This is a genomic window from Chryseobacterium nepalense, from assembly GCF_023195755.1.
GTDB classification, from domain to species: Bacteria; Bacteroidota; Bacteroidia; order Flavobacteriales; family Weeksellaceae; genus Chryseobacterium; species Chryseobacterium nepalense.
Genome location: NZ_CP096203.1, coordinates 3,429,900 through 3,445,292, shown reverse-complemented (window position 1 = coordinate 3,445,292; position 15,393 = coordinate 3,429,900). Strand labels below are relative to the sequence as shown.

Below are 15,393 nucleotides of genomic sequence, written 5' to 3'. Positions count from 1 at the left end.
TTTAAAAACACAAAACACTAATTATCAGCATATTAAACATTTGTATTTCATGTAAATTTCTTTACATTTTTATTTAAAAAATAAAAACAACCTTACACAGGTTGTTTTATTATTTTAGATTATATGTTTATTATTATACCAACACTCCGTAAAGATCAAATTCTTCAGCAGAAGTAATTTTTACGTTTGCAAATTCGCCAATGGAAATATAGGTTTCTTCTGCAGATACCAGAACGGTATTGTCTACATCGGGAGAATCGTATTCCGTTCTTCCTATGAAATAATTTCCTTCTTTACGGTCAAAAATACAGCGATATACCTGCCCTATTTTTTCCTGATTCTTTTCCCAGGAAATCTGAGACTGGATTTCCATGATCTCTTCCACTCTGGCTTCTTTAACTTCCTGCGGAATATTATCTTCCAGTACATAAGCACCGGTATTTTCTTCGTGAGAATATGTGAAGCATCCTAACCTGTCAAATTTCTGCTCCTTCACCCAATCTTTTAATTCCTGGAAAATCTCTTCAGTTTCTCCCGGATATCCTACGATAAGGGTTGTACGGATGGCCATATCCGGAACCTTCTCTCTGAATTTTGCTAAAAGTGCATCTGTCTTTTCGTGGGTAGTTCCTCTTTTCATGGATTTCAGCAGCTCCGAGTTGATATGCTGGAGCGGAATATCAATATAGTTGCAGACCTTCGGTTCTTCTCTTATAATATCAAGAACATCTTCCGGGAAACCGCTTGGAAAAGCATAGTGAAGTCGGATCCAATCAATCCCATCTACCTTTACCAATTCTTTTAATAAATCGCCAAGCGCCCTTTTTTTATAGATGTCCAATCCATAATAAGTAAGATCCTGGGCAATAAGAATCAATTCTTTTGTTCCTTTTTTAGCAAGTTTTTGAGCTTCTGAAACCAACTTTTCGATTGGCGTGGAAATGTGGCCTCCTCTCATCAGAGGAATCGCACAGAAGGAACATGGTCTGTCGCAGCCTTCGGAAATTTTAAGATAGGCATAATGTTTTGGAGTAGTTGTTAAACGCTCTCCTACAAGCTCATGTTTGTAATCTGCGCCAAGATGTTTAAGCAAAATCGGAAGATCTCTAGTTCCGAAATACTGGTCTACATCAGGAATTTCTCTTATAAGATCCGGTTTGTATCGTTCCGAAAGACATCCTGTAACAAATACTTTTTCTACTTCGCCCCTGTTTTTAGCTTCAACATAATCAAGAATTGTATTGATGGATTCCTCTTTGGCATTATCTATAAATCCGCAGGTATTGATGACCACAATATCTCCTTTGTCTTCATGAACTACTTCTTTTCCATTGGCTTTCAGCTGGCTCATCAAAACTTCAGAGTCATAAACATTCTTGGAACATCCAAGCGTTACCACATTGATTTTCTTCTTCCCTACAGATTTTGTACGCATCTTTTTGATTTTGAGTTGGCAAAGATACAAAATATTGAAGAGTCCTGGATAAAAAATAAAAACCACCCTAAAGAGTGGTTGTAATATCATTTTAAAATTCTATTCGTGATTAAAAGCGGGTAAAATTTGGTCTTTTTCGGATAAGACAGCATCTTCCGCTGGAACGATCCAGTCTATGTTTAAATTGGAATCATTGTAAACAACACCTGCTTCTGATTCTTTATTGTAAAAATTATCACATTTATATGCGAAAACGGCTGTTTCACTTAACACAGAAAAACCATGTCCGAAACCTCTAGGCACATACAGTTGTGTCTTATTTTCTGCCGTAAGTTCAATTCCGAACCATTTCCCGAATGTAGGAGAATCTTTCCTCAGATCTACCGCAACATCCCATACCCGGCCTTCAAGACAGGAAACCAATTTCGCCTGCGCATGTTCTCCTTTCTGCAAATGAATTCCGCGGATTACTCCATATGAAGATTTGGATATATTGTCCTGAACAAAATGACCATTCATTCCGGTAAGTTCCTCAAATCTTTTTTCATTATACTTTTCAAAAAAATATCCTCTTTCATCTTCAAAAATTGTAGGTTCAATTATATAACAGTCTTTCAGAGGAGTTTCTTTTATTTTCATATTATTTAATTACGGTTGATTGTACTTTCTTTTTCAGCTTTAATTTAAGGAACAGATAAATGCTGCCAAACGGAACAAATATAATTAAAATAACAGCATAAACCGGAAGCTTCGAGTGTATTAAAAATACATTTACTGCCAATTGTGCAAGTGCATAGAGTATACTTATCACGAGATGAGACATTTTCTTCTCATTGGCCAGCAGCTGATACAGATGTCTCCTGTGAGCTTCAAATATATTTTCTTTCAGGAGCAGCCTTTCTATAATTGTCAGTACAACCTCTATTCCATATATTGAAAACAGGAGTATATATCTGTAATCCTGTGTCTTCATAATCAATAAAGTAATAAGTGCAATGAGCCAGAAACCAATTCCCATACTTCCCACATCTCCGGCGAAGCATTTGGCCTTTTTTCTGAAATTAAAAAACAGGAAAACCAGGGATGCTAATATGGCATAGATTATAAAATTTTCCTGTGTAAATGCAATAATATCACGATTGATATAAAAAAGGGTTAACAATGTGACCAATGTGTAAGCTCCAGTCATGCCATTAATTCCATCCATAAAATTATAGGCATTGAGAGTTCCTATCACTATAATGAAGAAAATCGGCCAAACCCAGACCGGCATCATACTGAACATCTCTGCAAAATTCAGCAAAAGTGCTACCGATAAAAAATGCACCGTAATTCTTATTTTTCCTGATAAAGTTTTGACATCATCAATGAAACTGACCAGGCAAATTGACAATAATCCGAGCCCGAAAGACCAATACATGCTCATTGCTTCTTTATAATTGATTATAGAGAAAATAACAAAGGCAATCGGAAAAATGATTCCGCCTCCTCTGAGGGTAATTTGCGAGTGGGCACTGCGATGGTTAGGCTTATCGATAATATTATACTTATCCGCTATTGCGAAATATGCCTGAATTAAAATGAATAAGGTTATGAAAACCAGTAGATATTCTATCATTTGTGTTGAAAGCTTTTTATAGTTTTTATTAATCCTTCTCTTGTGGAAACAGGAAGTTGCCTGATATCTAAAGCTGATTTTATTTTATGATTGGAAACTTTATAATTTTCGGTCAGCTTTTTTAATCTTTCTGAGTTTAAAGGAAGTTTTATTTTATCACCTACTTTTGAAAAAATATTTATAATATCCGGATACACATTCAATTGCTTTGTTCTTTTACCAAGTGCTTCATCAATAATCTTTATCAATTCATTAGTTGATAAAAATTCGTCATCCGCAAAATTATATATTCCAGATGTAATTTCTTTATTTTGAAGTAATTGTAATACCAAAAAATTAACATTATCAATACTTAAAAATGATCTTTTATTATCAAATGCTCCTAATGGCCATGGCATGCCCATTTTGACCATTTTATACAAAAGATTAAGATTGCCTTTATTTCCGGGGCCATGAATCATACAAGGGCGAATAATAAAAAGTCTTTTTGTGCTGGGAAGTGCTTTGGAAAGTAAATATTCTTCCGCCAGCAATTTAGATTTCCCATAAGGAGTTTTAGGTTCTGCCATGTGGTCTTCATGTAAAATATCCACAACACAGTCTGCGACAGCCTTTACGCTGCTAAAATAAATAAAATCTCTGATATTTGAATTCAAAAACTCATCAAAAATTTTTTTTGTAAGATCTGTATTAATTTTGAAATAATCTTCTGCATCCGAACTGTTTTCAATATCGTGTGCTTTCCCGGCCAGGTGGATCAGGGCATCGGCATTGATGTCAAGAGTCCATTCGGACCGCAATGACAAAGTCTCTACATTATGATTTTCATTCTTTAGGAATTGTGAGAGATTTTGTCCTACAAACCCTGAAGCTCCTGTAATAATTGTTTTCATTTTTGGGAAATTAGTTTTTCAAGATTTGAAATACACTGTTCCATTTTATAATTTAACTCATAAAATTGTTTTCCATTTCTTCCTAAAATTATCAAATCTTCTTTTTTCATTTGTGATATTTTTTCAATTGTCGCGGCTAATTCTTCACTATTACCCGCTGGAACGGAAAATCCGCATTGTGCTTCAGCGATATTTTCTGCTCCTTCACCATTCAGCATAGCAAGAATGGGCTTCCCGGAACTCATATAAGCCTGAACCTTTGCAGGAACAGTAAGGTTGAATATCGGATCATCTTTAAGACTTACCAATAATATATCTGCAGCATTAAAAAAGGTAGCCATTGCATCAACAGGAAAACGTCCTAAGGTATAAACAGTATTCTCAAGATGATTTTCTGAGATAAACTCCTGTACAAAAGGCATTTTTCTGCCATCTCCCAGTAAAATAAATTTAATTTCTTTATTTTCTTTAAGTAATAAAGCTGCCTTCATAATATTGTCCATATCCTGAGCTTCCCCTATATTTCCGGCAAACATAATCCTGAATCCATCCGGAAGTTCGGGAATAGGGAATGCTGTATTGCCAGAGGATATAGTGTCTTCTGCCCAGTTGGGAAAATAGTGAATTTTATTTTTAAAATCGCCTTTTTCCAGAATAGATTTTTCAAAACCTTTAGAGGTGATCAGTATTTTTTCTGATTCTTTGTAAAAGTTCCGCACCATCCCGGTGAAAAAGTTGAGTATGAATTTATTTTTGATACCTCCGGCAATTTCAAGGCTTTCGGGCCATAAATCCATTACCCAAAAATAGACAGGCGTCTTTTGCAGTTTTTTTAAAACCAGCGCAGGATAAAACTGAGTAATGGGTGAAGGTTCATGCACTATAATTGCATCATATTTTTTTGAAGATAGCTGCAATGCTTTTAATGAGGCAAAAAATGCCCAGCTAAAATAATTGAGAAATAATCTCAGACCGCCACCACTACCTCTCGGCACCAATAATGTTCTTATAATCTTGACATTGTTGATATATTGCGTTCTTTTTTTAAAATATCCATATCCCTCATATATTTTACCTTCAGGGTAATTTGGAATTCCGGTGAGTACGGTAACATCATGTCCTCGCTTCTTTAATTCGAAAGCGAGGTCATTGCTTTTAAAGTTTTCCGGGTAAAAATACTGCGTTACAATAAGAATTTTCATTAGCTTTTACTCCAGACAACCCTGTTAATATAATCGGTATAGCTCAGAATAATTCTTACCATCTTTTCGGAAACATTGGGCATAGAATAATCTGCAACCGGCCTGTAATTCCTTTCATTTCCTATTTTCTGCTGCTGAAGCTGGGCAAGTCCCTGCATGATTCTTTCAGGAGAAAGCCCTACCATCATGACGGATGCTTCTTCCATAGCTTCCGGCCGTTCATGAGCCTCACGAATGTTTAATGCCCTGAAATTAAGAATTGAAGATTCTTCAGAAATTGTTCCTGAATCTGATAAAACTGCATAGCTTCTCATCTGCAATGCATTATAATCGTGAAATCCCAAAGGTTTTAAGAACTGAATTTCCGGTCTTACCTCAACGTTCATTTTATCAATCATGTTTCTGGTTCTGGGATGAGTGGAAACAATGATCGGCAATTCAAACTTTTCGGCAATTGCATTCAGGCTTTGTATTAATCCTTTAAAATTTTTCTCTGAATTAATATTTTCTTCCCGGTGAGAAGATACTACAAAATATTTTCCTTCTTCAATGTTCAGACGAGTGAGCACATCGGATCTTTCAATCTGTGGAAGATAATGATGCAGGACTTCGAACATCGGAGATCCTGTTTTAATAATCCTGTCGGCAGAAAGTCCTTCACGCAAGAGATATTCTCTGGCAATGTCTGAATAGGTTAAATTAATATCTGCTGTATGGTCTACAATTTTTCTGTTGGTCTCCTCAGGAACTCTCTGGTCGAAACATCTGTTTCCGGCTTCCATATGGAAAATAGGTATCTGTCTTTTTTTTGCGGGAATCGCACAAAGACATGAGTTGGTATCTCCCAAAACCAGAAAAGCTTCCGGTTTTAGTTCTTCCAGAAGAGGATCTATTTTAATCAGAATATTTCCAACGGTTTCTGTTGCCGTTTTACCGGCTGCTTCAAGGAAATAATCCGGCTTGCGAAGTCCCAGATCTTCAAAGAAAATCTGGTTTAGTTCGTAATCATAGTTTTGTCCCGTATGGACGATGATATGTTCAATCGCTTCAGAAGCGTCTAAAGCAGATAATACTCTTGATAATCTGATGATTTCAGGCCGTGTTCCCACGACGGTTATTACTTTTAATTTCTTCATTTGTAAAATTTATATATCCTAAGCCGATAACGGCTGCTCCAAAATACCACAACTCAAATGATAAATAAAGGCTTCCCGAGGTCTGAGCCAAAATTAAATACTGCAGGAAAAAGAAAATTAAGATTCCGCTTTCTTTATATTGATAAATATTCTTCAGAACTTTAAAAAAGCTTCTGATTACAAATTTAAAATAAATTATAAAGAGCACCATACCCAATAATCCTGTTGACATTAATATATCTATAAAAATATTGTGTGAATAGGCTCCATCGCTTAATAAAGCATTTCCTCCAATTAAAGGATGTTCCCTGAATATCTCTATCCCGCTATTTAAGTAAAAAGCCCTTCCTGAAGCATTATTTTCAAAAATTGCAGCATTTAATCTTTTAAAAAAAATAAAATCTTCAGCTATTTTACTTTGATATATAAAATATAAAGCAAGAAAAGATAATAATATAAGACTAAAGAAAGATATCCAGTATTTTCTTTTATTCAATAACATTAAAAACACAAAAAGAATAATTACCAGTGCCAGAACCGGACTTCTTGCTGCGGCAACATACATGGGAAAAAGCCCGAGAAAAACTGCAATGATATATTGAAATCCTTTAATTTTTAAAATTAAAAAACTATACAGCGCCATGATAATCAGACTTAACCCGTAATGTCCGACTGTGATGTAATACAATCTGAATATACCGCTTCTTCCATTACTTGAATAATTACCAAAAATAAAGTGAGTATGAATAAAATTGATAACCAAAAGAATAAAATAAAGCCAGAATACGATCCGGAAAAATTTTTTAAAATCAATTTTTTCATAATTCAGGCTTAACAGAGCAACAACAGGTACCGGTATGACGACAAAACCAAAATAATAAATAGAATATTTCAGTTTTTGCAATGCATCTGCCGGTAAATTGAGATCCGGAATCGTGTGATAAAGTTTGAACAGGTAAAAAGAGAAAAAAGTAACAAATGCTGCTACCAATACTTTTCTTTCTTTAATCATTGAGATATTTTTACCTATGAAATATACAGATATCACAAATAAAGCCGCTCTTATGAATGCATTGATATAATGAGGATATCCACTGGAATTGTAAGGATCTATGTAGCCAAAAATATAGCCGAATAAGGCAAATATCAGGAAATACATTTCCTGATTTCTGATGAGCGAATATTTTAGACTTTCTATTTTTTCCATTGGCTACACTTCCACAAAATAAGTATCGGCATCCTCGGGATTAAAAGGCTCATTAATCCAGAAAATAGTATAAAGCTCTTCTTCCCCTATATTTTTAATATTGTGCGTGTACCAGATCGGCATGTCTACATAAGCCGGCTCGGCTCCATCCAGAAAAAAATCCAGTACTTCATCCGTATCTATTTTTCTCAGCTGTATCAATGCTTTTCCTTTGATAACAGCAAATCGCTCTATTTTCCGTGTATGAAAATGGTTTCCTCTCGTAATTCCAGGAACTGTAGTTGAAAATGAGCATTGCCCGCCTATTCCAAGTCTTATGACCTCCACAAACGCTCCTCTCGGATCCGTATGCTGTGTAAATTTTACAGGATAATGATTTTCTATATCAAAATAGCATCGGAAAGTATTGAAAAGATTTAAATCAAAAGCAGTTTCCAAAGCAGGGATTTCCCCGTTTTCAAAATATAATTTTTTATAATTTTGTAATTTTCCGAGCACCTCCGAAACCTTATTTACAGAGGTATGCGGAACTTCGTAGAAATTTATATCTTTTTCGTCTTCAATCTGATTGATGATTTCCTTTACAAGTTCTGCTACATAGATTAATTTTACCTCTCCGTCCTGATCAATAAACGGCGTTTCCCCATGGGTAAGTTTATGACAAAAGGTTGCAATAAAGGAATTGTAGTTGGGCTTTCCAAAAGGGCCGAAAACATTAGGAATAACCATCCCCGTAAATTTCCCTCCTGATCTTTCTGCCCATTCTGCCAGAAATTGACGGCCTTCTTTTTTAGATTTGCCGTAAAGATTATCTTTTTCTTCCTGAGATGATGATGAGAAGAGAACATGCGCCTTAGATTTTGTTTTTTCTAAAGAGGTTATCAATTTTTTTACAAGCTCAATATTATTCCTGTAAATAACTTCCGGATCAGAATGCCTGTTCATTGCCGCAAGATGTACGATCACATCACACTGCGCGACAAACTCATCCAGTTTTTCTTCATTTTCGAAGAAATCCCTTTCGAAATGAATTCTTTCAAATTTATCCGGTGATAAACCAAGCGTATTGTAGAGATGCGAACCGACAAAACCATTCTGGCCGGTAATTCCGATTTTCTTCATTATTTCAAATTTTCGAAGTAGTTTATAGTAAAACGATAATCATCAGTAATTTCGCCGAGGGCATAATCTGCCATTACCAGCAATCTTGAATTTTCATGATGAGACTGAATTGCACTTGCATATCCCGGAGGAACATGCAGAATGTCTAAATTTTCTGAATTCAATTCAAACTTTAAAACCGGCAGATTTTCAGACGGTTTTTCCCAATTGTCAATTTTAATCAGGTTTATGGTAAAACTCCCCTGCGTGGCAGAAAACCATCTTTGTTCCGTTTTATGGCCGGTCCACCCTCTGATGAACTGAGTGTCTCTGTTTTCTATAAAGTAGATTCTTTTGATCTGAGAGGCATTGAAATCATTATTAAAAAAAAGACTTCCTCTGTCATCTGCAAAGCTTTTCCCCTGAATAAGCATTGGTTTTTCCATAACTCAATAGTTTAATCGGGATATTGCATTATATTGTCTTCTCCTAAGACCTCTTTTCTTATGAGCGGCAGTTTCATTAAAAGCTTTTTCATTCCTTCTACATCCTGCTGCTGTGTGTTATGAGAATGGTAATCTTCAATTTTGGAGATATCCTCTGTTCCCTCTGAAAAATACTGGGCATAGTTTAGATCCCTGTTATCGGCCGGAATTCTGTAAAAATCCCCCATATCTTCAGCCTTAATCATTTCTTCACGGGTACAAAGTGTTTCATACAATTTTTCGCCGTGTCTGGTTCCGATAATTTTTACGGGATTATCGGCTTTGAACATTTCTTTTAAAGCCTGTGCCAAATCACCGATTGTTCCGGCGGGTGCTTTATTAACGAATAAATCTCCGGGATTTCCATGTTCAAAAGCGAATAATACCAAGTCTACAGCTTCTTCAAGCGACATCAGAAACCTGGTCATGTTGGGGTCTGTAATAGTAATAGAATCTCCGTTTTTAATCTGCTTTACAAACAAAGGGATTACGGATCCTCTGGAAGCCATTACGTTACCGTATCTTGTAAGACAAACCACTGTATCATTAACATTTCTGGATGCAGCAATGGCTACTTTTTCCATCATAGCCTTTGAAATACCCATTGCATTAATAGGGTATGCTGCTTTATCCGTGCTTAGACAAATCACTTTTTTTACATGATTCTGAACGGCAGCATCAATTACATTTTGCGTCCCTTCAACATTAGTTTTAACGGCCTGCATAGGGAAAAATTCGCATGATGGTACCTGCTTAAGGGCGGCAGCATGAAAAATATAATCCACTCCTCTTGTTGCAGGCTCAACACTTTTATAGTCTCTTACATCACCGATATAAAATTTCAGCTTATCATTTTTAAACTGATTTCTCATATCATCCTGTTTTTTCTCATCACGGGAAAAAATACGGATTTCTTTAAAGTGATCCGTATCAATAAATTTTCTGAGGACAGCTGTACCGAAAGAGCCTGTTCCTCCTGTAATAAGAAGTGTTTTATCTTTAATCTGCATTCGTTTTTCCGGTTTTATAGTTTCATACCAAATATTTCTTCCCAGACTGCAATATTATATAATTTCCACTGCATTTCCCTGTTTTTAATTTTCTTAATTTTCTTTGAATACAGTTTCTGCAATATTTCGGACTGGTTAATTTTATCCAGAATTTCTTCGGAATAGGGCCACCACTTGTCTGCAGGAGCATCAAATCCTATTTTTCTTTTTCGCCACGTTACTTCATCCGGTAAGTTACCTGCCATATTTTTTCTTAAAATATATTTAGACCAGCCGTCAAATATTTTAAAGTTGTTATTAATTGACAGGCATGTTTCTACAAATTTGTAATCTAAGAATGGAAGTCTTGTTTCCACTCCAAAGGCCATAGAATTTTTCTCTTCAAATTTCAGGAGCTCCGGAATCTGCGCCCAAAAGATCTCAATTCTCTGCATTTTAAAAATATCAGCATATGAATTGGTAAGGTTTTTCATCAGTGTAAAATCAATTTTCTTTCTATATCTTGATTTTATATTTTTTGCCCGGAATAATATTCTCAGTTTTCTGACAAAGAAGACGCTAAAATATAAATAGTATAGGATCCCTTTGTATATTGAAATATCATAATGTCCGGGTACACTGAGCAGGAACTTTAGGTTTTTTATGAAAGAATGGTTCCTGAGATATGCCGCAGTATATCTGCTGTAACCGAGCAAAATTTCATCTGCGCCCTGTCCGTCAAGCAAGACCTTGATATTTAATTTGTTGGTTTCTTCCATAAGGAAGTTCTGCATATAAATGGACAATCCGGGAAATGGCTCTTCCTGAGAAATAATGACATCGTTAATTTTTCTCCTAAATTCTTTCTGGCTGGGATATATGAGGTCCTGGTTTAGGTCAAGATGTTCCGAAACCAATTTCGAATAATAGCTTTCATCATTTTTGGGATCTCTTGATCCTACCGAAATCACATTAAATTTCTCTTTTTTCTGTTCTTTATATATTTTGGATGCTTTGGATGCCATATATGAACTGTCCAAGCCACCACTTAAAGCAGATCCTATTTTTACGTCACATCTTAGTCTCATTTTTATGGAACGTTCAAGCTCTTTATCAAAAAGACGGGCTGCATCTTCTAAAGAAAGCTTTGAAATTTCTTCATTAAAATGAATGTCGTAATATCTGTAGATTTTATAGGTATGATTTACAAGATCATACACTAAATTATGTGACCCGGGTAGTTTGCTGATGCCCTGAAAAAAAGTTTCGCTGGTCTGTTCTGTGAGATTAACGGCAATAAACTGAACAAGCACCTGCACATTTACCTGAGTGATTTTCTCAATCTCAAGTATCGGTTTTATTTCTGAAGCAAAAATAAATTTGTTATTATCTGTAAAATAGTAAAACGGCTTAATTCCAAAACGATCACGTGAACAGAAGATTTTATTGTTTTTTACATCAAATATGGCAAAAGCCCACATGCCATTGAATTTTTTCACGCAATCTTCTTTCCAGCAATCATAGGATGCAATCAGGACCTCTGTATCTGAATCTGTTTTAAACTGATACCCTTTTTTTTCAAGCTCTTCTCTGAGTTCTATATAATTATAAATAGCCCCGTTGAAGATCAAAACATATTGATCACCGAAATAAAAAGGCTGGTTTGCAGATTCACTTGTATCAATAATCGACAATCTGCGGTGTCCGAATCCCACATTATCTTTAATAAAAAAACCTTCTGCATCCGGGCCTCTGTGCGACATTCTGTCGGTCATCTTTTTGAGAGCTTCCTCTTTTACCTGTGTCTGATCTTTATATATTATTCCGGCTATTCCACACATATTTTACTTTTGTCTTAGACCTTCTTTTTCCTCGAAAGAAGGGTAGTTTATCAAAACGGCTTTGTAAACACCTTTAAATACAAACAAACTACCTGCTGCAACTCCAATAATTCCGTGCTTGTCTATTACCTGTTTAATATCATTTAAAGAACCTGCCCCTCCTAAAACGGTAAGGGGAAGTGATATTTTTTCTCTTATTTTATCGATTAATGAAATATCGAAGCCTTTCATCACACCATCCTGATCTATGGAATTGATGATTATTTCGCCGGCACCCAGTTTCTGGGCTTCTTCCACAAATTTAAACGGATTGATTCCCGTGGATTTTTTTCCGTTGTGAGTATAAACCTCATATCCTCCAAAGAGCTTTTTCTTAACATCAAGTACTACAATTACACTTTGAGAACCTACTCTCTCTGCAATTTCAGTAATGAGACGGGGATTTTGAAGAACCGCTGATGAAAGTGCTATTTTTTCAATTCCAAGACCAAAGATTCTTTGAGCCTGTTCAACAGTTTTCACGCCTCCTCCGTAGCAGAGTGGCATTCTGGACTGATTGGCAATTCTTTCAATAAGGCTATAATTAGGCTCTAATCCTTTAACGGTAGCATCTATATCGAAAATAGCGAGTTCGTCTACTTCTTTTTCATTAAATATTCTTACCGCATTGATAGGATCACCCACATATTTCGGATTTTTGAAGTTTACGGTCTTTACAAGTCCGTTATCCTGTATCAGAAGACTGGGTATAATTCTGGGTCTTAACATTCGGGCTGATAATGGTTAAAGTTTTGCAAAATTATGTAATAAAATTTCGCCATAGTGGTGACTTTTTTCAGGATGAAACTGTATTCCGTACTTATTTCCGTGATGTGCCGCTGAAGCAAATTCATCACCGTACTGTGTAACAGCCATGATATCTTCATTATTATGGCAATGAAAATAATAAGTATGAAGAAAATAAAAAATGGAATCTTTTTCCAATCCTTTAAACAATTCCATATCTTTCACGGGTTTTACATCATTCCATCCCATATGGGGCAGCCGCGTTACCTGATTAATTTTTGTTTCATCAAATTTTTTAACAGTGGCATCAATCCATTTCAGTCCTTCTAATTTTCCTTCATCACTGCTGTTTGCCATCATCTGCATACCTACACATATTCCGATCACCGGTATTTTTTTACCAAGTACAAGCTCATCGAGTGTATCCCGCATACCGGAATTATTAAGTTGGGTCATCGCATGGTCAAAATGTCCTACTCCCGGAAGAATAAGCTTCTGAGCATCCTGCAGATCGTCTTTAGACTTTGCAACTTTTACGGGAACATCTACTCTTTTGTAGACGTTTACGAATGCATTGATATTTCCCACCCCGTAATCAATAATTGTTATCATCTGAATAATCTTTTTTCTAATCCCAGTTTTTGCATTGCCTGGGCACCGAGTTTTATGATTCCCATTTTGTTTTTATAATCTTTGTACGTTTTGTTTTCCCCTTCAAAAATCTGCTGAAGTTCTTCTTTCGTGAGATCCAGTTTATTGGCAACATACTCGAATTCTCTTTGCAGGAATTCTTCCGGCAATTCCGGTCTGGAAACTCTGTCTAAAGCTTCTTCCCGTGTCATTTGCCCGGTGAGGATCAATGAAGAAAAGTGTGCTTTTCTTTTTTGGTAGCCAAATTTTCTCGGCAGCCAGTAATCTTCGTAAAAACGGGTAAATCTGGATTCGTGGTGTTTGTGCTGAAAAGGCTCCCAACCGAATTTTTCTGTTAAAAGATTTTCAGCATCTTTTTTAATATACGGAACCAGGTTCAATGGTTTAAAAACTTCCATTCCGTATACATATTTGTAGTATATCTTATAGGAAAGAATATCAACCAGAGGAAAAGTTTTCAGCGGCCTTTTGCCGAATTTGGAATGAATATCTTTTACCAATGTAGTATCAATGCCTGGAAATCCTCCCCATTCTTCGGGTTCTCTGCAACATTCCGTTGAAAAATTTCCTCCCGTAAGAACATAGTTTATCTTATGTTTTTTTGCGAATTTGTAAAGTGCAGAGAAAAAAGCATAATCCTGGGGTAAATCCTGATCCGAAATCTGTGATTTCAAAAATGCAAGCTGAAGATCTTTCATTTCTTCCCAGTTGATTACTTCTGTAAATAAGTCCAGCCCCAATCCATTGATTAGCTTTTCTATATTCCCCACCGCTTTGTCGGTATTCCATCCTGCATCAACATGGAAAATAAGAGGTCTTATTCCCATGATTTCTTTTGCGACGTAGGCAGCATATGAACTGTCTAATCCACCGCTCAATCCGATAATACAATCAAAATCTTTATTTTTTGATGTTTTTTTGATTTTATCGGCAATTTTCATTAGTTCGTTATACCCTCTTTCATCTGTATGCCAGTTGGGTTCTATGTTTTCTTTGAAATTGGTATAGTAATCACTTTCTCCCTTTTCATTGAATATTATATGAGGATCTGTAGTATCCATAATTGTTTTCGTACAGATCTGATAGGGCCTGTTTTTCATTATCTCTTACTTTGTAAAACCTGGTTTATAATTTTAGCTTTTTTTATTAATTTTTCATCATTGTATTTAATGAAATTATCCAAAGATCCGTTATATTCTTTTTTCATATTTGCAGCTTCCGGTCTTCCATAAAAATAAGTATCTGCTCCCCACCATAAAATTCCGTCTACAAATTTACCATTTACATTTTGACTTGCAACGGTTTCTATTTGATCCTTCCATATATTATCCGGAATCTCTTTCATACTTTCTTTTTGATTGCTGTTGTGGTATCTATGCCACATAAATATATAAACCGGTTTTTTGTATTTCATTCCTAATCTGATAACACCGTCCAGATTATAGTTTAAGTAGTTCCCATTAACTAAAAGCACTGCAGGGTCGCTATAAAAAGTATATAGCGAAGGGAGGAAAATGTCGCATTCTTTCAGTAAAGGTGCAAATTTATTCTGTGCGTTAAAAAACTCCTGGTTGGCATCCCAAACACTTGTAAAGGGAATTGCATAAAATCCCCATTTTATATTGGGTCTTGCTTTTTTAGCGTATTTTAAAACGGCAAGACAGTAGTCCATTGCCTTCATAGCAAGCCGATTATCTTTCCCTTGCATATCAGGGAAAGGCATCTCCAAGTTTATATAAACAATTCCTTTCCGGTTCTTATCCGGTACTGCTCTGTTAATTTCCTGTTGTAATAATGCTAAATTCAAAAAATATTTATCTCCTGTTTTAGCTATAAACTGACCCTCGTCTAAAAAACCAACTTCTTCAGCACCAATTTGTTTTAAATAACTTTTAGCATTGCTTCCTATCGCACCAAGAGCATAAAAAAACTTTGTCTGTCTGTTCTTAGTTTGTGATGAAATGCAGGATAAGAATAATAAAAATGATAATAGAAAGAGTCTTTTTTTCATGTTATAAACTTTAAATCTTTTAACTATTATATTAGGAG

The 15,393-nt window shown here is 35.6% G+C and carries 15 protein-coding genes; all 15 read right to left on the bottom strand.

Annotation, left to right across the window (positions count from 1 at the left end; translation table 11 throughout):
• Nucleotides 1–133: 133 nt before the first annotated feature.
• Nucleotides 134–1,435 carry a 30S ribosomal protein S12 methylthiotransferase RimO gene (rimO, locus tag M0D58_RS15545; protein ID WP_248391374.1) on the bottom strand — a complete coding sequence of 434 codons (1,302 nt, stop codon included), beginning with the start codon at nucleotides 1,433–1,435 and terminating at the stop codon, nucleotides 134–136.
• 99 nt (nucleotides 1,436–1,534) lie between these two features.
• Nucleotides 1,535–2,074 (bottom strand): dTDP-4-dehydrorhamnose 3,5-epimerase, encoded by a 540-nt coding sequence (gene rfbC / locus M0D58_RS15540; protein WP_248391372.1) that lies wholly within the window; start codon nucleotides 2,072–2,074, stop codon nucleotides 1,535–1,537.
• 1 nt (nucleotide 2,075) lies between these two features.
• Nucleotides 2,076–3,053: an MraY family glycosyltransferase gene (locus M0D58_RS15535; protein ID WP_248391370.1), complete on the bottom strand. Its 978-nt coding sequence runs from the start codon at nucleotides 3,051–3,053 to the stop codon at nucleotides 2,076–2,078.
• A complete protein-coding gene (locus tag M0D58_RS15530) occupies nucleotides 3,050–3,946 on the bottom strand; it encodes an NAD-dependent epimerase/dehydratase family protein (RefSeq protein WP_248391368.1) in 897 nt (298 codons plus the stop codon). Before M0D58_RS15530 ends, M0D58_RS15535 begins: the two co-directional genes overlap by 4 nt.
• A complete protein-coding gene (locus tag M0D58_RS15525) occupies nucleotides 3,943–5,148 on the bottom strand; it encodes a glycosyltransferase family 4 protein (RefSeq protein ID WP_248391366.1) in 1,206 nt (401 codons plus the stop codon). The genes M0D58_RS15530 and M0D58_RS15525 overlap by 4 nt, the downstream gene beginning before the upstream one ends.
• Nucleotides 5,148–6,284: a non-hydrolyzing UDP-N-acetylglucosamine 2-epimerase gene (gene wecB, locus M0D58_RS15520; RefSeq protein ID WP_248391364.1), complete on the bottom strand. Its 1,137-nt coding sequence runs from the start codon at nucleotides 6,282–6,284 to the stop codon at nucleotides 5,148–5,150. Before wecB ends, M0D58_RS15525 begins: the two co-directional genes overlap by 1 nt.
• On the bottom strand, nucleotides 6,241–7,491 hold the full coding sequence (locus tag M0D58_RS15515) for an O-antigen ligase family protein (RefSeq protein ID WP_248391362.1): 1,251 nt from the start codon (nucleotides 7,489–7,491) through the stop codon (nucleotides 6,241–6,243). Before M0D58_RS15515 ends, wecB begins: the two co-directional genes overlap by 44 nt.
• Nucleotides 7,492–7,494: 3 nt before the next feature.
• Nucleotides 7,495–8,613, bottom strand: a complete 1,119-nt coding sequence (locus M0D58_RS15510; RefSeq protein WP_248391360.1) for a polysaccharide biosynthesis C-terminal domain-containing protein — start codon at nucleotides 8,611–8,613, stop codon at nucleotides 7,495–7,497.
• Nucleotides 8,613–9,038: a WxcM-like domain-containing protein gene (locus M0D58_RS15505; RefSeq protein ID WP_248391358.1), complete on the bottom strand. Its 426-nt coding sequence runs from the start codon at nucleotides 9,036–9,038 to the stop codon at nucleotides 8,613–8,615. Before M0D58_RS15505 ends, M0D58_RS15510 begins: the two co-directional genes overlap by 1 nt.
• Nucleotides 9,039–9,049: 11 nt before the next feature.
• Nucleotides 9,050–10,087 (bottom strand): polysaccharide biosynthesis protein, encoded by a 1,038-nt coding sequence (locus M0D58_RS15500; RefSeq protein WP_248391348.1) that lies wholly within the window; start codon nucleotides 10,085–10,087, stop codon nucleotides 9,050–9,052.
• 14 nt (nucleotides 10,088–10,101) lie between these two features.
• Nucleotides 10,102–11,907 carry an asparagine synthase (glutamine-hydrolyzing) gene (asnB, locus tag M0D58_RS15495; RefSeq protein ID WP_248391346.1) on the bottom strand — a complete coding sequence of 602 codons (1,806 nt, stop codon included), beginning with the start codon at nucleotides 11,905–11,907 and terminating at the stop codon, nucleotides 10,102–10,104.
• Between the two features lie 3 nt (nucleotides 11,908–11,910).
• Entirely contained in the window at nucleotides 11,911–12,675 is a 765-nt protein-coding gene (locus tag M0D58_RS15490) for an AglZ/HisF2 family acetamidino modification protein (protein WP_248391344.1), read from the bottom strand.
• A gap of 15 nt (nucleotides 12,676–12,690) precedes the next feature.
• Nucleotides 12,691–13,305, bottom strand: a complete 615-nt coding sequence (hisH, locus tag M0D58_RS15485; RefSeq protein ID WP_248391341.1) for an imidazole glycerol phosphate synthase subunit HisH — start codon at nucleotides 13,303–13,305, stop codon at nucleotides 12,691–12,693.
• Entirely contained in the window at nucleotides 13,302–14,444 is a 1,143-nt protein-coding gene (locus tag M0D58_RS15480; RefSeq protein WP_248391340.1) for an N-acetyl sugar amidotransferase, read from the bottom strand. Before M0D58_RS15480 ends, hisH begins: the two co-directional genes overlap by 4 nt.
• Nucleotides 14,444–15,355, bottom strand: coding sequence for a hypothetical protein (locus M0D58_RS15475; protein WP_248391337.1), 912 nt, complete (start codon nucleotides 15,353–15,355; stop codon nucleotides 14,444–14,446). The genes M0D58_RS15480 and M0D58_RS15475 overlap by 1 nt, the downstream gene beginning before the upstream one ends.
• Between the last annotated feature and the right edge of the window lie 38 nt (nucleotides 15,356–15,393).

Excerpts from the sequence above, each read along its gene's own strand:
- M0D58_RS15510 (WP_248391360.1), bottom strand. The coding sequence starts at position 8,613 with ATGAAGAAAATCGGAATTACCGGCCAGAATGGTTTTGTCGGTTCGCAT.
- M0D58_RS15480 (WP_248391340.1), bottom strand. The coding sequence starts at position 14,444 with ATGAAAAACAGGCCCTATCAGATCTGTACGAAAACAATTATGGATACT.
- hisH (WP_248391341.1), bottom strand. The coding sequence starts at position 13,305 with ATGATAACAATTATTGATTACGGGGTGGGAAATATCAATGCATTCGTA.
- M0D58_RS15490 (WP_248391344.1), bottom strand. The coding sequence starts at position 12,675 with ATGTTAAGACCCAGAATTATACCCAGTCTTCTGATACAGGATAACGGA.
- M0D58_RS15525 (WP_248391366.1), bottom strand. The coding sequence starts at position 5,148 with ATGAAAATTCTTATTGTAACGCAGTATTTTTACCCGGAAAACTTTAAA.
- M0D58_RS15515 (WP_248391362.1), bottom strand. The coding sequence starts at position 7,491 with ATGGAAAAAATAGAAAGTCTAAAATATTCGCTCATCAGAAATCAGGAA.
- M0D58_RS15530 (WP_248391368.1), bottom strand. The coding sequence starts at position 3,946 with ATGAAAACAATTATTACAGGAGCTTCAGGGTTTGTAGGACAAAATCTC.
- rfbC (WP_248391372.1), bottom strand. The coding sequence starts at position 2,074 with ATGAAAATAAAAGAAACTCCTCTGAAAGACTGTTATATAATTGAACCT.
- M0D58_RS15535 (WP_248391370.1), bottom strand. The coding sequence starts at position 3,053 with ATGATAGAATATCTACTGGTTTTCATAACCTTATTCATTTTAATTCAG.
- M0D58_RS15500 (WP_248391348.1), bottom strand. The coding sequence starts at position 10,087 with ATGCAGATTAAAGATAAAACACTTCTTATTACAGGAGGAACAGGCTCT.
- rimO (WP_248391374.1), bottom strand. The coding sequence starts at position 1,435 with ATGCGTACAAAATCTGTAGGGAAGAAGAAAATCAATGTGGTAACGCTT.
- M0D58_RS15505 (WP_248391358.1), bottom strand. The coding sequence starts at position 9,038 with ATGGAAAAACCAATGCTTATTCAGGGGAAAAGCTTTGCAGATGACAGA.
- wecB (WP_248391364.1), bottom strand. The coding sequence starts at position 6,284 with ATGAAGAAATTAAAAGTAATAACCGTCGTGGGAACACGGCCTGAAATC.
- M0D58_RS15475 (WP_248391337.1), bottom strand. The coding sequence starts at position 15,355 with ATGAAAAAAAGACTCTTTCTATTATCATTTTTATTATTCTTATCCTGC.
- asnB (WP_248391346.1), bottom strand. The coding sequence starts at position 11,907 with ATGTGTGGAATAGCCGGAATAATATATAAAGATCAGACACAGGTAAAA.